21 protein-coding genes are annotated in these 24,093 nt (G+C 56.3%); 10 read left to right on the forward strand and 11 right to left on the reverse strand.

Translation table 11 applies throughout. The features are described 5' to 3' along the window. Nucleotides 1-32: 32 nt before the first annotated feature. From PJL69_RS04345 to PJL69_RS04375, 7 genes are all read right to left on the reverse strand, one after another. Entirely contained in the window at nucleotides 33-620 is a 588-nt protein-coding gene (locus PJL69_RS04345) for a holin family protein (protein ID WP_271308551.1), read from the reverse strand. After that, a complete protein-coding gene (locus PJL69_RS04350) occupies nucleotides 611-1,222 on the reverse strand; it encodes a holin-associated N-acetylmuramidase (RefSeq protein ID WP_271308552.1) in 612 nt (203 codons plus the stop codon). Before PJL69_RS04350 ends, PJL69_RS04345 begins: the two co-directional genes overlap by 10 nt. A gap of 147 nt (nucleotides 1,223-1,369) precedes the next feature. Next, nucleotides 1,370-1,819, reverse strand: coding sequence for a cytochrome c maturation protein CcmE (gene ccmE, locus PJL69_RS04355; RefSeq protein ID WP_209062379.1), 450 nt, complete (start codon nucleotides 1,817-1,819; stop codon nucleotides 1,370-1,372). A gap of 27 nt (nucleotides 1,820-1,846) precedes the next feature. Beyond that, nucleotides 1,847-2,875: an N-acetyl-gamma-glutamyl-phosphate reductase gene (gene argC / locus PJL69_RS04360; protein WP_271308553.1), complete on the reverse strand. Its 1,029-nt coding sequence runs from the start codon at nucleotides 2,873-2,875 to the stop codon at nucleotides 1,847-1,849. A gap of 139 nt (nucleotides 2,876-3,014) precedes the next feature. Further along, the gene (locus PJL69_RS04365; protein ID WP_271308554.1) at nucleotides 3,015-3,827 is read right to left on the reverse strand and encodes a glutamate racemase; all 813 of its coding nucleotides are present in this window, start codon (nucleotides 3,825-3,827) and stop codon (nucleotides 3,015-3,017) included. A 19-nt stretch (nucleotides 3,828-3,846) separates the two neighbouring features. Then, nucleotides 3,847-4,725 carry a lysophospholipid acyltransferase family protein gene (locus PJL69_RS04370; RefSeq protein WP_271308555.1) on the reverse strand — a complete coding sequence of 293 codons (879 nt, stop codon included), beginning with the start codon at nucleotides 4,723-4,725 and terminating at the stop codon, nucleotides 3,847-3,849. A gap of 154 nt (nucleotides 4,726-4,879) precedes the next feature. Further along, nucleotides 4,880-8,296, reverse strand: a complete 3,417-nt coding sequence (locus tag PJL69_RS04375) for an indolepyruvate ferredoxin oxidoreductase family protein (RefSeq protein WP_271308556.1) — start codon at nucleotides 8,294-8,296, stop codon at nucleotides 4,880-4,882. Between the two features lie 429 nt (nucleotides 8,297-8,725). On the opposite strand from PJL69_RS04375, the gene PJL69_RS04380 reads away from it, so the two are divergent. From PJL69_RS04380 to grxD, 8 genes are all read left to right on the forward strand, one after another. Continuing rightward, nucleotides 8,726-9,631, forward strand: coding sequence for a LysR family transcriptional regulator (locus PJL69_RS04380; RefSeq protein WP_271308557.1), 906 nt, complete (start codon nucleotides 8,726-8,728; stop codon nucleotides 9,629-9,631). A gap of 271 nt (nucleotides 9,632-9,902) precedes the next feature. Further along, on the forward strand, nucleotides 9,903-12,182 hold the full coding sequence (locus tag PJL69_RS04385; RefSeq protein ID WP_271308558.1) for a mechanosensitive ion channel family protein: 2,280 nt from the start codon (nucleotides 9,903-9,905) through the stop codon (nucleotides 12,180-12,182). A 144-nt stretch (nucleotides 12,183-12,326) separates the two neighbouring features. Continuing rightward, nucleotides 12,327-13,340, forward strand: a complete 1,014-nt coding sequence (locus PJL69_RS04390; protein ID WP_271308559.1) for a BamA/TamA family outer membrane protein — start codon at nucleotides 12,327-12,329, stop codon at nucleotides 13,338-13,340. 186 nt (nucleotides 13,341-13,526) lie between these two features. Then, entirely contained in the window at nucleotides 13,527-15,686 is a 2,160-nt protein-coding gene (gene purL / locus PJL69_RS04395; RefSeq protein ID WP_271308560.1) for a phosphoribosylformylglycinamidine synthase subunit PurL, read from the forward strand. A gap of 73 nt (nucleotides 15,687-15,759) precedes the next feature. Next, nucleotides 15,760-16,215 (forward strand): hypothetical protein, encoded by a 456-nt coding sequence (locus PJL69_RS04400; protein WP_271308561.1) that lies wholly within the window; start codon nucleotides 15,760-15,762, stop codon nucleotides 16,213-16,215. Nucleotides 16,216-16,293: 78 nt separating this feature from the next. Then, on the forward strand, nucleotides 16,294-16,530 hold the full coding sequence (locus PJL69_RS04405; protein WP_271308562.1) for a BolA family protein: 237 nt from the start codon (nucleotides 16,294-16,296) through the stop codon (nucleotides 16,528-16,530). Next, nucleotides 16,530-16,784: a hypothetical protein gene (locus PJL69_RS04410; protein ID WP_271308563.1), complete on the forward strand. Its 255-nt coding sequence runs from the start codon at nucleotides 16,530-16,532 to the stop codon at nucleotides 16,782-16,784. The genes PJL69_RS04405 and PJL69_RS04410 overlap by 1 nt, the downstream gene beginning before the upstream one ends. A 106-nt stretch (nucleotides 16,785-16,890) precedes the next feature. Continuing rightward, nucleotides 16,891-17,253, forward strand: a complete 363-nt coding sequence (gene grxD, locus PJL69_RS04415) for a Grx4 family monothiol glutaredoxin (RefSeq protein WP_209095989.1) — start codon at nucleotides 16,891-16,893, stop codon at nucleotides 17,251-17,253. A gap of 81 nt (nucleotides 17,254-17,334) precedes the next feature. On the opposite strand, the gene PJL69_RS04420 is transcribed toward grxD, so the two are convergent. Genes PJL69_RS04420 through PJL69_RS04430 form a run of 3 tightly spaced genes read right to left on the reverse strand, consistent with a single transcriptional unit; the run spans nucleotide 17,335 to nucleotide 19,090 of the window. Beyond that, nucleotides 17,335-17,940 carry a YiiX/YebB-like N1pC/P60 family cysteine hydrolase gene (locus PJL69_RS04420; RefSeq protein WP_271308564.1) on the reverse strand — a complete coding sequence of 202 codons (606 nt, stop codon included), beginning with the start codon at nucleotides 17,938-17,940 and terminating at the stop codon, nucleotides 17,335-17,337. An 11-nt stretch (nucleotides 17,941-17,951) separates the two neighbouring features. Then, nucleotides 17,952-18,347, reverse strand: a complete 396-nt coding sequence (locus tag PJL69_RS04425) for a cell division protein ZapA (RefSeq protein WP_209095993.1) — start codon at nucleotides 18,345-18,347, stop codon at nucleotides 17,952-17,954. Further along, nucleotides 18,347-19,090 (reverse strand): hypothetical protein, encoded by a 744-nt coding sequence (locus PJL69_RS04430; protein ID WP_271308565.1) that lies wholly within the window; start codon nucleotides 19,088-19,090, stop codon nucleotides 18,347-18,349. The genes PJL69_RS04425 and PJL69_RS04430 overlap by 1 nt, the downstream gene beginning before the upstream one ends. A 281-nt stretch (nucleotides 19,091-19,371) precedes the next feature. Between PJL69_RS04430 and tkt the strand changes: the two genes are divergently transcribed. Beyond that, a complete protein-coding gene (tkt, locus tag PJL69_RS04435) occupies nucleotides 19,372-21,393 on the forward strand; it encodes a transketolase (protein ID WP_271308566.1) in 2,022 nt (673 codons plus the stop codon). 130 nt (nucleotides 21,394-21,523) lie between these two features. Here the strand turns inward: tkt and PJL69_RS04440 are convergent, their stop codons facing one another. Next, entirely contained in the window at nucleotides 21,524-22,801 is a 1,278-nt protein-coding gene (locus tag PJL69_RS04440; RefSeq protein WP_333781864.1) for an MFS transporter, read from the reverse strand. Nucleotides 22,802-23,011: 210 nt separating this feature from the next. Between PJL69_RS04440 and cyoA the strand changes: the two genes are divergently transcribed. Next, complete coding sequence (gene cyoA, locus PJL69_RS04445; protein ID WP_271308567.1) at nucleotides 23,012-24,091, forward strand: ubiquinol oxidase subunit II; 1,080 nt, start codon at nucleotides 23,012-23,014, stop codon at nucleotides 24,089-24,091. The last annotated feature ends 2 nt before the right edge of the window (nucleotides 24,092-24,093 follow it).

Consider the following 24,093-nt stretch of genomic DNA (forward strand, 5'->3'; position numbering starts at 1 on the left):
CGGCGTGAATCTCGGTCCAGATTGTCGCGCCTTCAGCCAACCGTTTTGCGCCAATCATCTAGGACAGGGTTCTTCACGCCTTCCGGCCCCTCTGCGCACTCCCTTGGCGCACGGGTGTCTGTCCGCTCGTCTGCGCCTGCATTCCCCGCTCTTTTCTGGATATTTTCCAACGTCTCAATGGCCTCCACAACCTGCGGCACCTGTTTCAAGCTTTGCGACATACTGCGTTGAAATTCCTGTCCTTTCGCCTGATGCCGTGCGCCAAAATAGAAACTCACGATCACCCCAAGAAGCCACCACATCGGATCAGGCACCAGCGCAATGCCGGTCATACGCGCCGCAAACCACACCGGATCCACCATGGCCGCCACAAAAAGTGCCAGACAGCCAATCGCCATGGCCGGGCGCGGCAGGCGGTTGACCCCGTCCATCAGCCGGTCAAACACCCCGCGGTTAACCTGCCGGAACTCTTCCGCATGGCTCTGCATCGCCGCGATCTGCACATCCTGCGCCCGCTGCGCCCCCGCTTCTGCGTTCTCCCGAAACACCTCGGCGGTCTCTGCAATCACATTGCGCCCGCCGCCAAACACAAAGGACAGCGCCCGTTCAATCAACCCCATGAGGCCACCCGTTTCTGAAACTCCTCCGCACTCAGGTGATATCGAGGCGAGATGAATTCCTCCGCCCGCCTGATCCACCCGCCTTTGTGACCCGCCCGCGTGCGCGCGTATTTGCGCGATTTGGTGCGCAGGTCCGCCAGCCGGAAATAATAGTTCCGCCGCGCCACCCCGTAAGCATCGGCAAGATGATGCGGCGCCAGAGCGGCAGCCGCCTCACAGGCAGCAATGGTCTGCGGGCCAATCTGCCCGTCCACCGTGACCTGCTGCCCCATCTGCACAAGCAATCGCTGCAGGATTTTCACAGCATTGCCGCCTGCATTGACATACATGTCAAAGACTGAGGCCTGCAAAACCTCCGGCAAACCGTTGATCCCCGGCGCCTCGTAGTAGTGTTTCAGAAAGACCCGCTCCGCATCTTCCCGGGTGAGCGCACAGATATCTGCCACATCCACATCGCCATCCCCATCCTTGTCCAATCCAAGCCGCCGCGCTGTGTAGATGGTCACGCCAAAGTTGGTCGCCCCGCCCGGATCATCCGGGTCATCCACAAAACCTCCTTCGCGGGCCACGATCTCCCGCGCGATTTGCTGCACATTCAACATTCTGTCGCCCTCCTGTGCCTGACTCGGCCAAGCTGGCACGCCTGCGTTAAGCCCCTCCAAGCCCGCCGCACGCTGCTGTTGCGCAAATAGAAAAACCCGCAAGCCGTCAGACCTGCGGGTTCAAATCTCTGTTGAAAGGGGCTGCGGTCAGCCTTCGCTCTCAGGCTCCTGATACACGCCCTGCTCTTTGAGCGCGTCTACCACCTCTTTGGGCATATAGGTCTCATCGTGTTTGGCGAGGATTTCCGTCGCCACAAACACCCCGTCCACATAAGAGCCTGTGCCCACCATGCCTTCATTCTCTTTGAACAGATCCGGCAGGATCCCGGTGAAGGTCACAGGCACCGACGCGCCGCCATCTGTTACGGAAAACCGCACGGTCTCCCCGTCGGCCCGCACCAGCGTGCCATCCTCAACCAGCCCGCCAATGCGGAACACTTCGTTGGCCGCCGGAGGCTCTTCAAGCACCTGAGAAGGTGAGCGGAAGAAATTGATCCCATCTCGCATCGCATAGCCGATCAAGGCGGTGGATACGATCATGGCTACGAAGGTCAGGATGATCACCTGGATCCGACGTTGCTTTTTCAGGCTCTTCATTTTTAGTCTCCCGCGCCACAGCGCATTTTACGGGAAGCAAGGCGCCAGCATCAGGCCGGCGGTTTCCTCTTCTCCCAACATCAGGTTGGCGTTTTGCAACGCCTGCCCGCTGGACCCTTTGGTCAGGTTGTCCAGCGCCGCAATCACAATCGCGCGCCCCTCGATCCGGTCTCCGGTCACGCCGATATGGCAGAAGTTAGAGCCTCGCACATGGCGCGTGCTTGGCGCTTCGCCAAAGGACAGAACCTCGATGAACGGCTCATCACCATAGGCCGCCGCGAGGGCCGCATGGATTTCCGCCGCATCCCCCTGCACATAAACCGTCGCCAGAATGCCCCGGTTTGCAGGCACCAGATGCGGGGTGAACTGTACCTTCACCTCGCGCCCCGCAATCTTGGAGAATTCCTGATCGAACTCGCCCAAATGCCGGTGCGTGCCACCAATGGCATAGGCATGGTAGCCTTCGCTCAGCTCCGCATGCAGCAGGTTCTCTTTCAAGGACCGCCCTGCGCCGGATACTGCACATTTCAGATCCAGAATGATCTGATCGAGATCAATCACACCGGCTTCAATCAGTGGGCGCAGCGCAAACTGTCCGGTGGCCGCGTTACAGCCAGTCCCAGCCACAACCCGCGCCGCCTTGATCTCTTCGCGGTAAAATTCGGTAAGGCCATAGACAGCCTCTTGCTGAATTTCGAGCGCATCATGCTGCCCGCCATACCATTTGGCATATTCCTCTGGATCACGCAGACGGAAATCCGCGCTCAGGTCGACAACCTTAACGTCAGAAGGCAACGCCTTGATAACCTTCTGGGAAGTCGCATGCGGCAAGGCGCAGAAACACAGATCCACATCGGCAAAATCAATCTCGTCAATCTTACACAGGGTCGGCAACTCCAGATGACGCAGATGCGGGAACACCACAGACATCTCCATGCCCGCCTTACGATCTGCGGACAGGGCCACAATCTCCATGCTCGGATGGGTGGCGATCAAACGCACCAATTCGGCTCCTGTATAGCCACTTGCGCCAAGAATTGCGATTTTATGGGTCATCTCAAAGACCTCTTTCCTCTTGTTGGCCGCAGCTGTTCAGCCGGCCACCCCGTCACCTGCGGGGTAAATAATCAAAAATTGGGAGTTTTGCGAGAGCCTGCGCCCGCAGGTCGTATGTGGCTCTCTTCACGATCGGGTGTTAGGCCGATTCAAAGGAAATCCGTCGTCGCAAAAACTGCGTCGCCCGGTCAGAGACCTTGCGCACGTCGCCTGTGGTCAGGAACATATTTTTTTCGCCCGTCCCGATCATGGTTGGGTGCCGCTCCAGGTAATCCGTCAGTGATTCTGCCACCAGATTGGCCTGACTATACACTTTTACACCTGCGCCCAAAGCATCTTGGAAGGTCTCATGCATGATCGGGTAATGAGTGCAGCCCAGGATCGCTGCCTGCGGCTCGGGCATCTTGCGTTTGAGCGCATCCACATGGCTGCGCACCAGCGCCTCGGCCAGAATCATATCTCCATCTTCAATGGCATCCACCACGCCGCCGCAAGCCTGTGCTTCCACATCCACGCCAATCGCGCGGAACGCCAACTCGCGCTGAAACGCGCGGCTTGCCACGGTGGCCGGTGTCGCAAACAGCGCCACATGCTGCACATCCACTTCACGCGGCGGAGAATTGTCGCCCCAGCTGCGCTCAGTCAGCGCCTCAATCAGCGGCACAAAAACGCCCAGCACCCGCTTGTCCGTCGGCACCCAGCTTTCCTGCATCCGACGCAGCGCGGCCGCGCTTGCGGTGTTACAGGCGAGGATCACCAGATCACAGCCCGCGTCCCACATCCGCTCCACCGCTTTGGTGGTCAGATCATAGACATCATCTGCATTGCGCACCCCGTAAGGCGCATGCGCATTGTCGCCGAAATACACAATCGGCACCTCCGGCAAGCGCTTGCTCACCGCGTCATAAACGGTCAGACCGCCCAGACCACTGTCAAAAATTCCAACTGCCACAACACACCTCTATCCGCGATCAGGCGCGGTATTTTTCTTCAAACTCAAATCCATAGCCAAAATTGGCAATGGGCTTGGGAGAAAGAGAATAAGTGCTGTCTCGCAGAAAGTCCATGAGCGCCTTGGTGTCTTTGGCGTGGCTGTTTATCGCATTGCGGTCAATTGGTTCGCCAATCACCACGCGCACCGGCGTATCCACCCGCTTTTTGAACTCCCGGATCAGAAAGCCCATGCGCAGCGTATAATGCAAATGGCTGGCGATCTGAAACAAGCGACTGGTGTGTCCATCAAAGAACACAGGCACCACTGTAGCCTCCGATTTTGCCACCATCCGCGCCGTAAACCCGCGCCAGCCCGGATCAAGCGGCGTGCCGAAAGGTGTCTCTGCCGTGCTGACCGTACCGCCGGGAAAAATCCCGATGGCTCCGCCCTCTTTCAGGTAATTCAGCGCGGTCTTGCGGGTTTCGAGATTCTGTTTCACCGCCTCTTTGGTCTCATCAAAGCTGACAGGCAAAATGACGCGATTGAGGTCTTCGGCCTTGCGGAACACCTGATGCGCCAGAATGCGGAAATCGCCGCGCGTCTGGCTGAGGATATTGCCCATCATCAGCCCATCCAAAATCCCGTATGGATGATTGGCGATCATGATCAGCGGGCCGGTTTTGGGAATATTGTCGAGGCTCCCGCCCACCACATCCAGAGACAGCCCATAACGCTCACGCATCACCGCCCAGAAGTCCCGCCCAGCTGCCACTTCCGTCTCATAGCCCTCAGCGCGCTTGATCAGGCGCAGCCGTCCCGTGGCGTTCTCCATCACACGGATCATGGCACGGCCGCTGCGGGTCTGAGCGGAGTAGGCATAGCTGATGTCGCGGGCAACTTGGTGTTTGGAGGGCATGTGTCGTCTCTGGTCTCTGTGTTCCCGGAGCATATGACATAAATGCAAAAGTTTTTTGACCAAGCGCCTCGTTTCTAGCTGAAATCGTCCAGCGCGCAAAATGCCCGCTGCATCAGCGGCGGGCATCTGATCTACTACACTTATCAAGCGGAAACTATTCTGCTGCCGCCTTCACCTGATTGTCATCCCGCAGCGCGGACAGAAGCTCTTCTCGACGCTTCGCCGCTTTGGCTTCATTTTCCTGCTTCACTGGTCCAAAGCCGCGGATTTGCAAGGGCAATTCCGCCAGGGCCACAGCCGCTTCATGCGCATTTTCGCCGTGCTCTGAGATCACTTTCGCCATGTCAGATTCATACTGCCTGATCAGCGCACGCTCCATCTTGCGCTCTTCTGTACGGCCAAACAGATCCAGTGGCGTACCGCGCAACCCTTTGAGCTTCGCCAGCACCTTAAAGATAACCAGAGTCTTCGGGCCAAACTCCGATTTTTCCGGCCGACCATTGGCGCCCATCTTAGCCCGTGTGGGCGGCGACAGGTGGAATTTCATGGTGAAATCCCCCTCAAACACCTCTTCGGCCTTGGCACGGCTCTCCAGATGCAGGCGCGCCACCTCATATTCGTCCTTATAAGACAGAAGCTTGTGATAGCCCTTCGCCACAGCTTCCTTCAGACGTTTGTCAGAGACGCTGTCGACTAGCTTGCGGTATCTCTTCGCGAGGCGCTTGTTCTGATATTTCACAAGATGATCCGCACGAAAGGCGATTTTTTCCTCCAGACCTTTGGGCATCTGCACCACTTTCGGCGTCAGCAAAGCCTCTGCATCCTCCGGATAAAGCACCGCCCAGCGACCAACCTCAAAGGCGCGCAGGTTCTTCTCAACCGCCGCACCGTTTAGTTCAATAGCGGACATAATCGCCTTATGGCTCAGCGGCACCAGCCCCTTCTGCCAGGCCGCGCCAAAGATCATCATGTTGGAGAAGATCCCATCCCCCAGCACAACCCGCGCCAGTTCTGAAGCGTCAAACATGCTCAGCTGTTCACGCAGCCGCGCCTGAAGCGCCACCTCAAGCCGCCCGCAGGGTAGTTTGAACTCGGTGTTCTGCGTGAAATCGCCAGTGATGATCTCATGGCTGTTCACCACGGCACCCGTGCGTCCTGTGCTGGTCAGGCCAAGGGTTTTTGCACCCGCACTCACCACCAGATCACCGCCGATCAGCGCATCACATTCCCCCGTAGCCACACGCACGGCACTAATGTCATCACTGCTTTCAGCAATCCGGCAATGGATATGCACCGCACCGCCCTTCTGGGCGAGCCCTGCCATCTCCATCATCGCGGCGGCCTTGCCGTCGATCTGTGCTGCCTGTGACAGGATCGCACCAATGGTCACCACGCCCGTGCCGCCAACACCGGTGATCACCACATTATGGGTGCCGTTGATCTGCGCTAGCTTTGGTGTCGGCATCTCTGGCAGGTCGACCGCCGTCGTCGTCGCCTTGCGGATTTTTGCGCCTTCCACGGTCACAAAAGACGGGCAAAACCCATTGAGACAGCTGAAATCTTTGTTGCAGCTGGATTGATTGATCTTGCGCTTGCGCCCCAGCTCCGTTTCCACCGGCTCAATCGAAATACAGTTGGATTGCACGCCGCAATCCCCGCAGCCTTCGCAGACATCAGTGTTGATAAACACCCTCCGATCCGGATCAGGAAACGCGCCCCGTTTGCGGCGGCGACGCTTTTCGCTGGCGCAGGTCTGGACGTAAACAATAGCTGTAACGCCACTAATCTCGCGGAACGTCTTCTCAACAGTTTTAAGATCAGCTCGTTCATGAAAGCTGATGCCAGTTGGGAACAGGCTCTGGTCTACCTCTTCCTTTTCATCATAAACCACAGCCAGATCGTTGATCCCAATCGCGCGTAGCTCATTGGCAATGCGCTGTGGGCTCAAGTCACCTTCGTTGGTCTGGCCTCCGGTCATGGCTACGGCATCATTATAAAGCACCTTGTAAGTGATGTTGGTCCCCGCCGCCATCGCCGCGCGGATGGCCTGAATGCCGGAGTGGTTATAGGTGCCATCCCCAAGGTTCTGGAACACATGTTTGGTCTTGGAAAACGGCGCCTCACCGATCCAATTCGCCCCCTCGCCTCCCATATGGGTAAAACCGCTGGTTTCGCGATCCATCCATTGCACCATGTAGTGACAACCGATACCCGCGTAGGCGCGACTGCCTTCTGGAACTTTCGTAGAGGTGTTGTGCGGACACCCCGAACAGAACCACGGCGTGCGCACCGCAATATCCTCGGCATTGTCAGAGCGCTTGGCCTCGAGCAGCGTGTTCATTCCGGCCTTCACCCCATCAGTGCCGCGCCCTTCCTCAATCAGAATCTCGCCCAGCTTCTCGGCGATCATGATCGGATCCAGCGCGCCCCGGGTTGGGAACAGCTCTTCACGCCCCATCAGCCCCGCACCGCCTTTGTACCAGCCATAGACCCGACGCCCGCGCCGATCATCAAAGATCGCCTCCTTGATCTGGATCTCAATCAGCTTGCGCTTCTCTTCCACCACCACAATGAGATCGAGCCCTTCAGCCCATTCGTTGAAGGTGGTCATATCCATCGGGAAGGTCTGCCCCACCTTATAGGTGGTGATCCCAAGCCTTTCGGCCTCATCCTCGTTGATGCCCAGAAGCTGTAACGCATGCACCAGATCAAGCCAGTTCTTACCCGCCGCAACAAAGCCGATCTTTGCACCCGACTTACCCCAGATCCGCTTGTCCATCCTGTTGGCACGGCTAAAGGCTTCCGCAGCGAAACGCTTATAGTCGATCATCCGAGACTCTTGCGCGTGGGGCGTATCTCCCAAGCGGATGTTGAGCCCGCCCTCAGGCATGTCAAACTCCGGCGCCACAAAGCTCAAACGATGCGGATCACCGTTCACCACAGCCGTTGCCTCAATCGTATCTTTCATGGTCTTCAAACCAACCCAGACGCCGGCAAATCGGCTTAGAGCGATCCCGTAGAGGCCATAATCCATCACTTCCTGCACGCCAGCCGGGGACACAACCGGCATGTAGGCATCCACCATCGCCCACTCCGACTGGTGCAGCACGGTCGAACTCTCGCCCGTATGGTCATCCCCCATCGCCATCAACACACCGCCGTGTTTGGAGGTGCCTGCCATATTGGCATGGCGCATCACATCGCCGGTGCGGTCCACGCCCGGACCCTTGCCGTACCAAAGGCCAAAAACCCCGTCGAATTTGCCTTCCCCGCGCAGCTCGGCCTGTTGGCTCCCCCACAGAGCAGTGGCCGCCAAATCTTCGTTCAACCCGGCTTGAAACAGCACGTCGGAGTCCCGCAGCACCTTCTCAGCCTTGGTCATCTGGCTGTCGACCGCCCCAAGCGGCGAGCCCCGATACCCGGTGACATGCCCAGCCGTGTTAAGCCCCGCCTCCGCATCACGCGCCTTCTGCATCAGCATCAAACGCACCAAAGCCTGCGTGCCATTGAGCATCACACTGTCTTTGGACAGGTCAAACCGGTCGTTTAAGGATACTTTTTGGATACTCATCTTGCGCTCCCCTCGCTGGACGGTCTCTTCCAATATAGGTGCTATAATAAGTCGCAATTACTGACCTATGTAAACATTTTTTTGAACAAGCGTTCTTTTCCTTTCCCCTATGAGAGATAGTACGCAAAGCAAGCAATCTGGATCAAGAAAACTTACTTCACCTCTCAGACCGCACTTTTTGAATTAAAAATATGCGCTCGCGAGATGGGCACCGGTAAGGCAGGGTACAACGTCCCAAGTGCCACCATCGCCAACGACACGTTCCCACAAGGCACGGTAAAGTGCTCCAAGGTTATGAAAGTTAGTCAAAACTTCGCTTTTCATTACATCTTATAGAGCGTAAGGCGACGATCTCAGCGTTGGTTCAAGCCCACAAAATCTTTGACTGACAAACAACCACATGACACAAAACAACAAAATGGAGCCGTCATGGATTGGGACAAACTTAGGATTTTTCACGCAGTTGCCGATGCTGGCAGCTTGACCCATGCGGGTGATGTGCTTCATTTGTCGCAATCCGCCGTGTCGCGTCAAATCAGGGCACTTGAAGAATCTCTTAACACGACATTGTTCCACCGACATGCCCGTGGTTTGATTTTGACTGAGCAAGGCGAACTGCTTTTCGACGCAACAGCGGCGATGAACAAACGGTTAGACGCCGCAGCCGCGCGCATTCGTGACAGCGAAGAAGAGGTTTTTGGCGAGCTGCGTGTCACCACCGCGATCGGTTTTGGTACTCTCTGGCTCGCACCGCGCCTCACAAAGCTCTATGAGAAGTACCCTGATCTGAACATTGATCTGATGCTGGAAGAGCGCGTATTGGACCTGCCAATGCGCGAAGCGGATGTCGCTATCCGTATGAAAGAGCCGAGCCAAGCTGATCTGATCCGCAAACGCCTGATGAGCGTGCGCATGCGGCTGTACGCGTCACGCAAGTACCTTGACCAGCATGGCGAACCAGCGTTGATCAGTGATCTCGCAAAGCACCGTTTGATTTGTCAAAACGTAAACTCAGAACAGGTCGGCGCTGGGGCAAGCTTTGTTACGAGTCTTTTGGCAAACGACGTCACCAAAATGCTCTATGTCAACAACTACTACGGCGTGCTGCAGGCTGTCCGAAATGATCTCGGGATTGGCGTTTTGCCAAACTACTTGAAACAAGACTTCCCAGACCTTGTCAGAGTGTTTGAGGACGTTGAGTCCAGCGAAGTGCCTGTATACCTAGCTTATCCGGAAGAATTGCGGCAATCAAAGCGCATCGCCGCGTTTCGCGATTTTGTGCAAGAAGAGATCATTTCACATCGCAAACAACTGCGAGACAAGGAAAATCAATAAGACATGCATTTGGCGCATGGCAGCCATGCCAGACTGGTGATGCAAAAAGTCTTGAAGGTTTTCAAACTGACTACTAATTGATCACTCGAAGACGATGATTGCTTAGATGCACATCATCTTCACCTCCCTGTTGGACTAAGGCCGAGCTTATTGCTCGGCCCTTTTTTTTGCCAAAATACCATATAGCTTACGCGTATGGTCTTTCCCTCCTTGACCTTTAGCGGGAAAACGGGCCTTTTTAACAGTGACGTTTATTACCACAGAGAATTCTATGAAACAGATTGTTTCGGGGCTTTTTTTGGCGCTGCTCGTCAGTGTCATGTCCCTTTCCGTTGCAGACGCTCAGATGCTGCCAACGACGACAACGACCTCGACTGCAACCGACAACGCGGACGTCTCGCTCGATGAGATGTCACCAGAAGCGATAAATGCGATGGTCGCGCGCATGTCTGACGACGAAGTCCGTGCTGTCCTTCTGGATCGTCTGGACGCTGTCGCGGCAGCCACGACCAGCGAAGAGGCCCCACGCACCCTGATTGAGCAAGCAACACTCCTTTGGAATGCTTTTTCTCAACCGGTCTTGGATGCGGTCCGAAAAACTCCGGGGCTTTTCCCTTCACAGTTTGAAGCCTTTCAAAACTTTGGCACCAATCATGGTGGCCCGGGCGGTGTCCTGACGCTCATCGGCCTCACAGCGTTGATCTTGGCGATTGGCCTAGGTGTCGAATACATTGTTCGTACTTGGCTGATAAAGATCCGTAACCCCGAAGCCAACCAAGGGCACGCCTCTCTCCGAGAGTCGATTGTATTCCTGTTCAAGCGTTTTCTTCGCGAAATCTTCGGTTTGGTTATTTTCTACGTCACAATCCGCATCGTTGGACGCAACATTCTTGATGCACAGCAGGTGACATTTGTGGCACCCTTCATCGGTTACATGATCTGGATGCCACGTATTGCTGCTGCGTTTTCCCGTTTCTTGATGGCGCCCAACCGGCCTGACTTGCGTTTGGTCAATGTCAGCGATCGTTGGGCAGGCTTCATCCACCGCCATCTGATTGGCATCGTCGTTCTGGGAGGCGCAACGATCTTCGTCGTTGACTTCAATGTGCTGAACGGTGTTCCAGCAGGTGAGACGCGCATTGGTTTCTGGATTGATACGATGGTCTACGTCTACGTTGGCTATGTCGTATGGACCGCGCGAGAGGGATTCAGCGACATGATGCGCGGCGACGACCCCAATCGCACTGACTTTGATGAAGCACTGGGCAAAGCCTATCCGTATTTTGCGCTGGCTGTTGCCGGATTTACCTGGGTACTTGTCTCCACAATGATTGGCCTTGGAAAAGTGCAACTTCTGCTCGCAGGAGCGCACTACGCAACCATGTTCTGGCTGCTTATCGCGCCAGTGATCGACACCGGGATCCGTGGTTTGGTACGCCATCTTGTGCCGCCAATGCAGGGTGAAGGCAAAGTTGCCGAAGACGCTTATATCTCCACCAAACGCAGCTATGTGCGCATTGGCCGTGTGATTGCGGTGGGAGCGGTGCTGGCTTTGATCGCGCGCACCTGGAATGTGTCTTTGCTTGACCTTATGCAAAACCGAGAGGGGATTGGCGACAACCTGTTCAGTTTCGCCATGACGGCAATCGTCGGCTATGTGGTGTATGAAGGTGTAAGCCTTTACATCAACCGACGCTTGGCAGCTGAGATGACTGCTTTGGGCATGTCACAGGAAGATGCAGACAATGAAATGGGCGGCGGCGGTGGTTCGCGACTGTCCACGGTTTTGCCGCTTCTGCTTGTAACAGCACAAGGTACCATCATTGTGATCTTTGGATTGCTTTCCATCGGCAACCTTGGCGTGGATATCACCCCATTGCTTGCAGGGGCTGGTATCGCGGGCCTTGCCATCGGTTTTGGCGCGCAAAAGCTGGTGACGGATGTTGTTTCCGGTGTCTTCTTCCTGGTTGATGACGCATTCCGTGTTGGAGACTATGTTGAGATCGACGGCACTATGGGCGCCGTCGAGAAGATCTCTATCCGGTCTATGCAACTGCGTCACCACCGAGGTCCGGTGCACACCATTCCCTATGGCGAGATCCCAAAACTGACCAACTATTCACGTGACTGGGTGATCATGAAGCTCAAGTTCACCGTGCCGTTTGATGCCGACCCCAATCGGATCAAAAAGATCTTCAAAAAGATCGGCGCTGAAATGCTTCAGGAAGAGCTCTACAAAGACGACTTCCTGCAGCCCTTCAAGTCGCAGGGCGTGTTTGACTTCGATGATGTTGGCATGATTATCCGCGGCAAGTTCATGGCGAAACCTGGTAAGCAGTTCATGATACGTAAAGAGATCTACAACCGCGTCAAAGCTGAGTTCAAAGCCAATGGCATCGATTTTGCGCGTCGCGAAGTTCGGGTCGCATTGCCGGACAATGTTGCCGAACTGCCAAAACAAGACCAGGCAGCCGTTGCCGCCGCAGCAGCAGCTGCAGCACAACAACAGCAGCAAGAAGGCGAAAACCCTACCGTCAAAGGGCCGGATTGATCGCAAATGGGACACCCCATCCAACACACATTCTGGCGGCAAGCGTGTAAAACGCTTGCCGCTTTTTCTAAGGCAACTGTACTGGCATGCCTTTACTGCGGTCATGCCCTTTCCGTGTGTGCAGATCCAATTGAGCAAAATCCGATGTCCAGCTCATTGGATTCGGCCGCAAAAGAAGAGGTCTACGGCTTTCGTGAGGGATCTGTCGTTGTCGCTCCGATCCCCTTTAAGAACGTCCTGATAGGGACAGGTCTTGTGCTAGGGGCCGGGTACTTGTTTCAGACTGACGCGAACAGCGACACATCCATCCTTGGTCTGGCTGCCATGCGCAGTGACAACGGGTCGAACGCATTTGGAATTGGTGGCAGTGTCGCGCTTGCTGACAACCGTTGGCAAGTCAGCGTTTCGGCGGCAGAGGCAGACGTGCTTTATGATCTGTTTGTTGGTCAGATCCCGGTACCTGTGCGCCAAACCGGGAAACTTATAGACGGTGAACTTCTCTATGGTCTCAATCCAGACTTACGTGTCGGGGGTGGGCTACGCTATCTTGAAACCACGCTGGGATATGCCAGTGCCTCAGGTGGCCCTCCTCTGCCAGAGGCAGAACTGGATTTGGCAACCCTCAGACTAATTGCAAAATGGGACACAAGAAATGACACATTATCAGCTCGAGATGGTCACCTACTTGAGGCAGACCTAGTTTATGGCAATGTTGTGAGCGCTGAAAACCGAGACTACTTCAAAGGGTCCGTTGCGTTCACCTATCATCATTCTTTAAGCGAGCGAGGCACGCTCGCGGCGCATGTTGTCGGGTGTTCTGTTTCAGACTCAGCCCCTTTTTTCAGCAAGTGTTCGCTTGGCGGCACAGACAATTTTCGAGGCTACAGCCCCGCTGAGTTTCTGAACAACGCACTTCTATCTGCACAGGTTGAATACAGACAGGACGTGACAAAGCGGTTTGGCGTGGTCGGTTTCATAGGCGCTGGGAATGCCGCATCCTCGTTCACCGCCTTGGGAGAGCAAGATCTCAAATACGCAGGTGGTTTGGGGGTGCGCTACCAACTCTCAGAAAAGTTCAACGCGGTGATTTCTGCAGATGTATCCCTCAATGATCGAAACGAAGATCTCTTATACATTTATGTTGGGCAACGGTTCTGAGTCCCGTTTGTGTCAGCGCTGTCGAACCGGTTTCCAGCCGAAACTGAAGATGCATGTCGGCCAGTTTGGCGACGCTCTCTACAGCAAAGCCACACCGGCAAGCAGACCAAACGCTTTTGGCTTCCCCTTTGGCCTCTCCTGCCCTAAAAGCCCCTCAAACGCTATCAACTTGGGGACCCTCGCCACATGCAGGAACCGGCCATCACCACCGATCTCATCGAAGCCCATGGACTGAAACCTGACGAATACGAGCTGATCCTAGAGATCATTGGTCGCGAACCCACGTTCACCGAGCTGGGTATCTTCTCGGCGATGTGGAACGAACACTGCTCTTACAAATCCTCCAAGAAATGGCTGCGCACCCTGCCCACCGATGGCCCTCAGGTCATATGCGGCCCCGGCGAAAACGCGGGCATCGTCGACATCGGCGACGGCGACGCAGTTGTTTTCAAAATGGAAAGCCACAATCACCCCTCCTACATTGAACCCTATCAGGGCGCAGCAACCGGCGTGGGCGGCATTCTGCGGGACGTCTTCACCATGGGCGCCCGTCCGATCGCGGCGATGAACTCACTGTCTTTTGGCGAAACCGGCCACCACAAGACCAAACAGCTGGTCAACGGCGTGGTCGAAGGTGTTGGCGGCTACGGCAACTGTTTCGGCGTGCCAACCGTGGGCGGCGAAGTGCGCTTCCACCCGGCCTATAATGGCAACTGTCTTGTGAATGCGTTCGCCGCCGGTCTCGCCAAGACCGACGGCATTTTTTATTCTGCGGCCTCCGGCATCGGCATGCCGGTTGTCTATCTTGGTGCAAAAACTGGGCGTGACGGTGTGGGTGGCGCAACCATGGCCTCTGCAGAGTTTGACGACACCATCGAAGAAAAGCGCCCCACCGTTCAGGTTGGCGACCCCTTCACCGAAAAACGCCTGATGGAAGCCACGCTGGAGCTGATGCAAACCGGTGCCGTGATTTCCATTCAGGACATGGGCGCCGCAGGTCTGACCTGCTCCGCAGTGGAAATGGGCGACAAAGGCCAGCTTGGCGTGAAGCTCAACCTCGAAGACGTGCCACAGCGCGAAGACAATATGACCGCTTATGAGATGATGCTGTCTGAGTCTCAGGAACGCATGCTTATGGTTCTGAACCCAGAGCTTGAAGCCGAAGCGCGCGCCGTGTTTGAGAAATGGGATCTCGACTTCGCCATCGTTGGCGAAACTATCGCAGAAGACCGCTTCCTGATCTTGCACAACGGCGAAGTCAAAGCGGACCTGCCGCTGTCTCCGCTCTCTGGCCGCGCGCCGGAATATGACCGCCCATGGGTGGAAACCCCAGCTGCCGAAGAGTTGGCCGAGGTGCCACAAATCGACGGCATCGACGGCCTCAAGGCGCTGATCTCCTCGCCAAACTACGCGGGTAAACAGTGGGTCTATGAGCAATATGACACCACCGTCATGGGCGACACCGCGCAGCGCCCCGGCATGGGCTCCGGCGTGATCCGCGTGCATGGCACCGACAAGAAACTGGCCTTTACCTCTGACGTGACCCCACGCTACGTGAAAGCCAACCCGGTTGAGGGTGGCAAACAAGCCGTGGCCGAAGCCTTCCGCAACCTCTCAGCTGTGGGCGCCAAACCTCTGGCAACAACAGACAATCTGAACTTCGGCAACCCCGAAAAGCCGGAAATCATGGGCCAGTTTGTGGGCGCCATCAAAGGCATCGGCGAGGCGGTGGCCGCTCTGGATATGCCTATCGTGTCTGGCAACGTCAGCCTTTATAACGAGACCGACGGCTCTGCGATCCTGCCAACGCCCACCATCGGTGCGGTTGGTCTCATCGCTGCAAACGAAGAGCCGATCCTTGGTGAAGTGCGCGACGGTCACGTGGCGCTTCTGATCGGGGACACCACCGGTCACCTCGGCCAATCCGCACTGCTTGCGGAAGTCTTCAACCGCGAAGACGGCGACGCCCCACATGTGGATCTGGACGCTGAGCGCAAGAACGGTGAGTTCATCCGCGAAAACCGTGACTGGATCAAAGCCTGCACAGACCTCGCGGACGGCGGCCTCGCGCTGGCCGCCTTTGAACTGGCTGAAGGTGCAGGCGTCGGTGTTCAGTTGGATGTGGACGACACCCCGACCCTCTTTGGCGAAGATCAGGCGCGCTATCTGGTGGCCTGCAACTTCGATCAGGCCGAAGCGCTGATGATCAACGCCTCCAAGGCTGGCATCACCATCACCACCGTTGGCAAGTTTGGCGGCGACACCGTGAAATTCGGCGGCTCAGAAGCCACGCTGGCGGAACTGTCTGACACCTTCCGTAGCAGCTTCGCTGCAGCCGTTGCCTGATCTCATGGAGGGCGGGCGCCCCACGCTTCCGCCCCTCACGGATGACTGTGCAAGCTGCGCAGCGCTTTGCTGCGTGGCTTACCCATTTGATGCAGATGAGGATTTCGCCCTCATCAAACGCGCAGACGATCCCTGCCCCAACCTCTCAGACAGCTGTTTCAACTGCACGATCCACGCCGATCTGATCCCGCGCGGCTTTGGCGGCTGCGTCGCCTATTCCTGCGCAGGGGCTGGCCAGCGTGTCACGCAGGAGCTGTTTGACGGGGAGCACTGGCGCGAAGATCCCGACCTTCTTGGCCATATGACTTATGCGCTGCGCGTCGTGCGCCCCATTCACGAAGCACTGTTGCTTCTACAGCAATCCGCGCAGATCCCAGTGCCTACAAGTGTTGTCGCACAACGCGAAGCCCTTTTGGCCGCGCTCTGCCCCAAGGATCCGAAATCCATCTACGATTTTGAAGAGCCAGAGGTGCAGGACGCCCTCGCCGATGTGCCCGCCTTTCTGCAATCGCTCGCACCGTTTGTTTAAAAGCTTCCGCCGAAACCGACTTGCGGAGCATTCGGCCAAGCCCTACATTTTTTCTGAACAAGACAAAGGAACGCCTCCATGCCCATGACAGCTCACCAAATTGAGGAACTGCTGCGCGAGACCTTTCCAGATGCCGAAATCCAAGTCGGCGGCTCGGACGGTGTGCATATGTCCGCCATGGTGGTTGACGAAAGCTTCCGCGGTAAGAACCGCGTACAACAACAGCGCGCCGTCTATGCCGCCCTCAAGGGCAAGATGGACGGGCCCTCTGGCGAGTTGCACGCGCTGGCGCTGACCACAAAGGTACCAGAGTGATGCCACTCAGTGGGCTGGCCGGTGGGCTGCTCTTTGCGGTTTGCGCCATGGGGGCGCTCGTCGCATGGTATAGCCGAAATCGCAGCCCACTTGAGAAGGATCGAGAAGATCCAGACTATCACCACCTACGCTCAGACTATCAATCCGGGGTTGGAGGTGGCAACGTGCGCACGTGGAAAGTTCCCAAGGATCCGCAGGAATATGCACGCCTGTTTGTCCCAGAAGACGCGACAGACAGCGACGTCCCCAAATAGCCCTGCCTTGCACCCGGCGAAACACAAGCTACCCATTGGCATCTCGCAATCGGCTGACCTATATGTAAGCCAACAGGAACGTGGCCAACGCCAAAAGGAAATGAAAATGACCGACGTTAAAGACCGTATCGACGAAACCGTGAAAGCCAGCGATGTGGTGCTCTTCATGAAAGGCACCAAAGACATGCCACAGTGCGGCTTCTCCTCCCGCGTGGCTGGCGTTCTGAACTACATGGGCGTGGACTACGCTGATGTAAATGTGCTCGCCGACGAAGAGGTGCGTCAGGGTATCAAGGATTATTCCGACTGGCCGACCATTCCGCAGCTCTATGTCAAAGGCGAGTTCGTGGGCGGCTGCGACATCATCACCGAAATGACCCTGTCCGGCGAGCTGGACACCATGTTTGACGACAACGGTGTGAGCTACGACAAAGACGCCGCAGACAAAATCCGCGAAGCAAACGCGTAATATCCGGCATATTTCTTGTTTGAAAAGCCCCACCAAATCGGCGGGGCTTTTTTTATTTGAAACATGTTGCGGCGGGCCTGCTCAGCGCGCGTCGCTGGCGTAGCCCGGAATTCTGCCTTCCACGTGATAAACTTCCAAGCGCGCATCCCGGCTCAATCCGGCAGGATGTGAGCCCGCAGCCCCTTCCGGCACCTCTCGCCCAACCTCGGCATAGTGCGCCACCCAGTCTTCCAGCAAAGCACCGCTCTGCACATCGCGAAAACTTAATGGCGTGTTGGGAAACACTGCCACCCCATTGTTGGCATGGCGAAACATCTCAAGGATCAGCTCGCTGCAATAGAGCGACTCGGGGCTGCTGCTGTAGTAAGGATCATAAGGCACACCAAGTCGAGACAGCCCAAAAGTCAGAGCGCCCGGGATCAACGGGCGATAAGCTGCGCTCAGACGCGCAAACATCAAACGGGGCCGCGCTTCGGCGCAATGGCTCCGCTCAGCGTATTGTTCCAATGAAGTTAGTCTGACTGCTGGATCAATCGCTTCTAAAACTGAGAGCAACCCATTCTGGAAAACAACGATGCCAACATGATTGATCCGTGCTCCACGGTGGCCTTCAACCACCGCAGAAATCAGATTGTCTTCCTCACCCAAGGCAGCAAAAATCAGATCACCCGGGACCAGTTGCGGCACGGATAGCCTAATCACCCAGCAGCTTTCTCTTCGACGAGATCAGCCAGTGCTTCTGCACGTGCCGTCATTTCTGCCAAGGTTTGTGTCACAGAGTCAGGAATAACAGGCACTTCGATACGCTCAGGTGCAGGAGCCGGTGCATTCTTGAGCGCTGAAATCTCTTCATCGCATGCTGCCAACTTTGCCTCAGCATTGCGCAGCTGATCTTCAAGACCAGCCGTTTTATCTGCCAGCATCAAGCCAGCCATCAGCAACATCCGGGGTTCAGGAATACGCCCGGCCTGTGCAATCAGAGCTTTGGCTTGTTCGTCCAGCATCTGCGCTGCAGCACGCAAGAAATGTTGCTCTCCATCTTGGCAAGCAACTTCAAAAACGCGTCCGCCAATTTCGATCTGTACCTCAGGCATCAAGCTTCTCCTGTCTCATCTGCCATGGCCGGAGCCACCTCATCGCTCGCAGCTTGCGGAGCATCCTCTGCGGTGACCCCTTGCACCAATGGGCGCAGCTCGGCGAGGATCAATGCCGTTTCAGTCATCTCCGCTTCGCGCAATGCCGTGAGCGTTGCCAGATCAGACTTCAAGGCATCATTGACGGCAGATGGATCCACCATTTCGCCCTTTTCAACCTGGTCGCGCAGCACCTGGTTGGTGGTCCGTTCACGCCGGGCCATCTGACGCAAACGCCGCAGGCGCTTTGCCAACTCATCAAGCAGCGCGCGATTGGCATCTGTCTCAGTATTTCCACCAGGCGCAGCACTCTCGTTTTCAAATGATGGCTGTGTCGCCGCGGCATCTGCAGCAGCGGCGGCGGCTGTCTCTGCTGCCTCCGCACGTGCTTCTGCCGCGAGCAAAGCCTGTGCAGCTTCTTCTTTTGCGCTCTCCGCAGCCTTTATGGTTTCTTCGGCAACTGAGCGTGCGTCTTTCTCAGCCGCGAGTTCGGCTTCCAAATCAGACTTGCTTGCTGTTAACGCACGTACGCGCTCTTCCATTTGCGCGGTGACCAACGCCTCGTTTTCAAGGGCGCGTCTCAAGGCTTGAATGTCTTCACCTGTCTCAGGCTCAGCAACCACGGCCTGCATCGCATCAACGCCGCGTCCAATCCGCTCCAGCGCAGCACTCAGCCTGCTCTCTAGTTCGCTGATGTCACTCATTTGCCTCGTCCTTTCTGATCCGGTTCTTGTTGACCCGTTTGTCGCGCTCGCACAGTTAACGTGGCCACGAATCGCCGCCAAGCGCATTATGTCGCGATCTTATCCAATGGACAGGCAAAATGCGCCCCCCATCGCATCGAAATCCTAGGTTGTGCGTTCAGCGAACCAAGCACACAAATAGCCCTTAAAAAGTGGCGATTCAGCCGCCACCAATGTTGCTATTGGCCATAATCCTGCTATTGACCCAGCAACCAAAACCCCAACCCAGAGGAGCGCAAGACGTGGACATCGCCGCCCTGCGTGAAAAGAACCCTGAACATTGGATGAAAGCCTCCGCAATTCGTGCTCTGACACTGGATGCGGTTGCCGCTGCAAACTCCGGTCACTCTGGCATGCCCATGGGCATGGCGGACGTGGCAACAGTGCTGTTTGAAAAGCACATGAAGTTTGACGTTGCCGCGCCAAACTGGCCGGACCGCGACCGTTTTATCCTGTCTGCTGGCCACGGCTCCATGCTGATCTATTCGCTGCTTTATCTCATGGGTGACAAACAGGTCACGCTGGAGCAGGTAAAGAACTTCCGCCAAATGGGCGCGCTCACCGCGGGCCACCCGGAAAACTTCCTGATCGACGCTGTGGAAACCACCACTGGTCCGCTTGGTCAGGGCATCTCCAACGCCGTGGGCTTTGCCATGGCCGAAGAGATTCAGCGCGCGCAATATGGCCGCAAGCTGGTGGATCACTACACCTATGTGATCGCAGGCGACGGCTGCCTGATGGAAGGCATCTCCCAAGAGGCCATCGGCCTTGCTGGCCGCCACAGCCTCGGCCATCTGATCGTGCTCTGGGACAACAACAACATCACCATCGACGGTACTGTTGAGCTCTCAGACCGCACCGATCAGGTCAAGCGCTTCAAAGCTTCCGGCTGGCAGGTTCTGGAAATTGACGGCCACGATCCCGAAGCGATCGACGCCGCGATCGAAGCTGCCAAGAAAACCAAAAAACCGTCGATGATTGCGTGCAAAACCCACATCGCAATCGGCCACGCGGCGCAGGACACCTCCAAAGGCCACGGCGCCCTGACCGACGCAGAGCAGCTTGCCGCCGCCAAAAAGGTCTACGGCTGGCCGGGTGCGGCATTTGAAGTGCCTGCCGACATCAAAGCACAGTGGGAAGCCATCGGCTCCCGCGGTGCAAAAGAGCGCGCCGCATGGGAAGGCCGCTTTGCGGAAGCCTCCAAGCAAAAGCAGGACCGTTTCAACCGCGCCTACGCGCTGGAAGCACCCAAAAAGCTATCCGCAACCGTGAAAGCGCTGAAAAAGCAGATCTCTGAGGATCAGCCTTCCGTCGCCACCCGGAAATCTTCCGAAATGGCGCTGGCAGCGATCAACCCGATCATGCCGGAAACAGTGGGCGGCTCTGCCGACCTGACCGGGTCCAACAACACAAAGACCGGTGACCTGGGTGTGTTTGACACCGACAACCGCAAAGGCCGCTATGTCTACTGGGGCATCCGTGAGCATGGCATGGCCGCTGCGATGAACGGCATGGCGCTGCACGGCGGCATCCGCCCCTACGGCGGCACCTTCTTCTGCTTCACCGACTATGCACGCCCCTCCATGCGTCTGGCCGCTCTGAGCAAAATCCCCACCGTGTTCGTGATGACCCACGATTCCATCGGTGTGGGCGAAGATGGTCCAACCCACCAGCCGGTCGAACACCTCGCAATCTGCCGCGCGACCCCGAACACCTATGTGTTCCGTCCAGCGGACTCCGTGGAAACCGCAGAGGCCTGGGAAATCGCGCTGACCAGCAAAGAGACCCCTTCCGTGATGGCCCTGACCCGTCAGAACCTGCCAACCGTGCGCACCGAGCACAAACTGGCAAACCTGACCGAGAAAGGCGCTTATGTGCTGGCAGAGGCCGAGGGCAAACGTCAGGTGATCCTGATCGCCACCGGCTCCGAAGTCTCCACCGCGATGGAAGCAAAGGCGCTTCTGGAAGCGGAAGGCATCGGCACCCGCGTGGTCTCCATGCCCTGCATGGAGCTCTTCGCTCAGCAGGACGAAGCCTACCGCCGCAAGGTTCTGCCAGCCGGCGCAGCCGTGCGCGTTGGCGTAGAGGCCGCTGTGCGCGCAGGTGGCTGGGATCAATGGCTCCTGGGTGAACGCGCCCGCGCAGGCAAATCCGACTTCGTCGGCATGTCGAGCTTCGGTGCCTCTGCCCCGGCTGGTGAGCTGTTTGAAAAGTTCGGCATCACCGCAGCCAATGTGGCGGAGAAAGCCAAAGCTCTGCTGTAAGAGCAGCTCTATCCAAAAGAGAAAAGGCGCTCCATCAGGAGCGCCTTTTTTAGTTGGTCCATCTCAGAACAAGACGATCAAACCGATGCGGATTGCCGCATTCCAAACGCGGCGAACATCCAGCCGCGCCTTACTGCGCCTGAGCGCGTTTGCGATCCCCGTCCTGCAATAGGTAAAGCGCAATCAGAGTGACAACGACACCAGACAGCAAATATAGCGCCGCAGCCCAAAGCCCAAACTTAGAAGCAAGGAACAAGCCTGTCAGAGGCGCAAAAGCCGCCCCCAAGAGCCATGACAGGTTGGTCGACATAGCTGATCCAGAATACTGATGTTCCATCTTAAAGCGGTTGGGCACGATAGAGCTTGATTGCCCATAAGACAGACCAAGCACAACGAAGCCCAAAAGAATGTAGATCGCAGGCATTGTCTCTAGGGTGGCGATACTCAAGCAGAGCACAAGTGTCAGAAGGCTGCTGATAAACAGCACGATCCGGCGTGACAGCATGTCCGCCAATGCACCAGAAACCATCACAGATCCGATCGCGAGCGTGCCGCCGAGAAGCTGCAACAACAGGATCTCGGTGATGTCACGACCAGAGAAAAGCAATGCATAGCTCAGCGGGAACACCGTCACCATGTGGAACAAAGCGTAGCTCGACAGCGGCAACAGCGCTGACAAAAGGATCGTGCGCCACTCGGTCTTGATCAATTGAGGCAACGGCGCGGACTGCAGCAGTCGCGCGTCATCGCTGCCAAAGTTTGTTGTCAGCAGACGCAGCCGTGCGAAAAGCGACACAACATTTACCGCCATGACCGCAAAGAAGGCAAAACGCCAGCCGTAGGTCAGGAACTCTTCTTCAGTGAGGAAGCCGGTCAATACATAAAACAGCGCAGCTGCAACACAGAAACCAATCGGACCACCAAGCTGCGCAACCATGCTATAGCGCCCTTCCCGGCCCTCAGGTGCCGCAGATTTCAGCTGAAGCGTTATGCCATCCCATGCGCCCCCCAGTCCAAGTCCTTGGACAAAACGAAGCACCCCCAACATCACAGGTGCAGCAATTCCCCAAGTCTGATATCCTGGCAGCAGCCCAATCGCCACTGTTGACGATCCCAAGATCATGAGTGCCAGGGTAATTTTGCCTGGTCTCCCGATTTTATACTGAATGCTGCGCGCAAGCATACTCGCGATCGGGCGCGCAATAAATGCAAGTGAAAATAAGCCGAACGACCACAGGGTTCCGCTCAGCGGATCCAAGTGCGGAAAGAACACGGTAGGAAAAACGAGGGCTGACGCTATGGCATAAACAAAGAACCCGAAAAAGTCCGTTACTCGCGCCATCACCACAGTGATGACCACGTCATCCAGTGTGACATTATGTTGCACCGCAGATTCAGATATTGCCATATTTCAGCCTCCCATGTGTCTGAACGGGCCTTTGATGCGTTCCTCCTACGCATCGTGGGCCTCTTGACCGCACTGCCTCTGTAAAAATGACGCAGTGCAGCATCTTGCAACTCAAGCCTACTGACGATATGCGGCGCGGGCAAGGTTCTAACAGTGAGAAATCACTGTGAATCCCAGTGAAACAAATCCAGAAACGAAAAGAAGAATGCCATGCTGCTGAAACGCGTTGGTTTGTTCGTGCTCCCGCTGTTGTTGTTATCAGGGTGCCAGCTTACAGTCCTCAATCCGTCGGGCGACATTGCTGCGCAACAAGGTGATCTGATCATCTATGCCACAATCTTGATGCTCATCGTGATTGTCCCCGTTATGGTTCTGACGGTCTTTTTTGCGCTGAAATATCGCGCCTCCAACAAAGAGGCGGAATATGAACCCGATTGGGATCACTCGGTCACGCTTGAAGTTATCGTTTGGTCAGTCCCATTGGCGATCATCATTTGTCTTGCCGGTCTTACATGGGTCGCGACACACCGTCTTGAACCCTATGATGATCTCAAGCGTATTTCGGTTGATCAGCCGATTGACCCTTCGGTCAAGCCGATGGAGGTGCAGGTCGTTGCGCTCGATTGGAAATGGCTCTTCATCTACCCTGAATATGGCATCGCAACTGTCAACGAAGCTGCAGCAATTGTTGATCGTCCCGTAGAATTCAAAATCACATCTGCAACTGTGATGAATGCCTTCTACATTCCTGAAATGGCCGGCATGATCTACGCGATGGGCGGCATGGAAACCGAATTGAACGCCGTGATCAACGCGCCCGGCGAGTTTGAAGGTTTCTCTGCAAACTACAGCGGCAATGGCTTCTCCCATATGCGCTTTGACTTCCACGCCCTTGACCAGGCTGGATTTGATGCCTGGGTCGAAAAGGTCCGCGACGCTCCATTGGCGCTTGACCAAGATGCCTATGTCGCGCTTGAGCCGCAAAGCACCGCGCATCCAGTGACGTACTATTCCTCCGTTGAAGAAGGCATCTGGGACAAGATCCTCAACATGTGCGCAGGCGATGACGACCTTTGCCTGAATGACATGATGATGGCTGACGCATTGGGCGGTGGCGGCATCGAAGGGCTCTACAACCGGGAGCTTTTCCGCGGCCTCTGCGCAGCAGATGATCCTCAGGGGCTGTTTGACATCTTGCGCCCAGATCTCGCCGATCGTCGTGACGAGATCATCCACGCAATGTTGAGTGACGACACTCTTCTTCCTTCTTCTAAAGCACAGGCGAACTGACA

The organism is Shimia sp. MMG029 (assembly GCF_027947445.1).
Classification (GTDB): domain Bacteria; phylum Pseudomonadota; class Alphaproteobacteria; order Rhodobacterales; family Rhodobacteraceae; genus Shimia.

Coding starts and splice junctions, on each gene's coding strand:
- PJL69_RS04345 (WP_271308551.1), bottom strand. CDS start 620: ATGGGGTTGATTGAACGGGCGCTGTCCTTTGTGTTTGGCGGCGGGCGC.
- PJL69_RS04350 (WP_271308552.1), bottom strand. CDS start 1,222: ATGTTGAATGTGCAGCAAATCGCGCGGGAGATCGTGGCCCGCGAAGGA.
- ccmE (WP_209062379.1), bottom strand. CDS start 1,819: ATGAAGAGCCTGAAAAAGCAACGTCGGATCCAGGTGATCATCCTGACC.
- argC (WP_271308553.1), bottom strand. CDS start 2,875: ATGACCCATAAAATCGCAATTCTTGGCGCAAGTGGCTATACAGGAGCC.
- PJL69_RS04370 (WP_271308555.1), bottom strand. CDS start 4,725: ATGCCCTCCAAACACCAAGTTGCCCGCGACATCAGCTATGCCTACTCC.
- PJL69_RS04375 (WP_271308556.1), bottom strand. CDS start 8,296: ATGAGTATCCAAAAAGTATCCTTAAACGACCGGTTTGACCTGTCCAAA.
- PJL69_RS04380 (WP_271308557.1), top strand. CDS start 8,726: ATGGATTGGGACAAACTTAGGATTTTTCACGCAGTTGCCGATGCTGGC.
- PJL69_RS04385 (WP_271308558.1), top strand. CDS start 9,903: ATGAAACAGATTGTTTCGGGGCTTTTTTTGGCGCTGCTCGTCAGTGTC.
- PJL69_RS04390 (WP_271308559.1), top strand. CDS start 12,327: ATGTCCAGCTCATTGGATTCGGCCGCAAAAGAAGAGGTCTACGGCTTT.
- purL (WP_271308560.1), top strand. CDS start 13,527: ATGCAGGAACCGGCCATCACCACCGATCTCATCGAAGCCCATGGACTG.
- PJL69_RS04405 (WP_271308562.1), top strand. CDS start 16,294: ATGCCCATGACAGCTCACCAAATTGAGGAACTGCTGCGCGAGACCTTT.
- PJL69_RS04410 (WP_271308563.1), top strand. CDS start 16,530: ATGCCACTCAGTGGGCTGGCCGGTGGGCTGCTCTTTGCGGTTTGCGCC.
- grxD (WP_209095989.1), top strand. CDS start 16,891: ATGACCGACGTTAAAGACCGTATCGACGAAACCGTGAAAGCCAGCGAT.
- PJL69_RS04425 (WP_209095993.1), bottom strand. CDS start 18,347: ATGCCTGAGGTACAGATCGAAATTGGCGGACGCGTTTTTGAAGTTGCT.
- PJL69_RS04430 (WP_271308565.1), bottom strand. CDS start 19,090: ATGAGTGACATCAGCGAACTAGAGAGCAGGCTGAGTGCTGCGCTGGAG.
- PJL69_RS04440 (WP_333781864.1), bottom strand. CDS start 22,801: ATGGCAATATCTGAATCTGCGGTGCAACATAATGTCACACTGGATGAC.
- cyoA (WP_271308567.1), top strand. CDS start 23,012: ATGCTGCTGAAACGCGTTGGTTTGTTCGTGCTCCCGCTGTTGTTGTTA.